1 rRNA gene is annotated in these 216 nt (G+C 43.1%); it reads left to right on the forward strand.

Features of this window, described 5'->3' with window-relative positions:
- Nucleotides 1-131 precede the first annotated feature (131 nt).
- Nucleotides 132-216 (forward strand): 5S ribosomal RNA (rrf, locus tag KNP72_RS15805); the annotation flags it as partial.

The raw sequence follows: 216 nt of genomic DNA on the forward strand, positions 1-216 counted from the left end.
GAATGATACTAATCGGTCGAGGCTTTGATCTAGTCTAAGGTTTGTGTGAATTGATGAGTCTTCAGTTTTGAGAGAACAATCTCTTAAAAAAGAGTTGACATTATGTTAAGATAATGTTAATCTCATATATGTCTGGTGGCGATAGCGAAGCGGCCACACCCGTTCCCATGCCGAACACGGAAGTTAAGCGCTTCAGCGCCGAAAGTAGTTGGGGGT

Origin of the sequence: Exiguobacterium sp. s152 (assembly GCF_018618335.1) — a bacterium.
In the GTDB taxonomy this organism is placed as follows: domain Bacteria; phylum Bacillota; class Bacilli; order Exiguobacteriales; family Exiguobacteriaceae; genus Exiguobacterium; species Exiguobacterium chiriqhucha.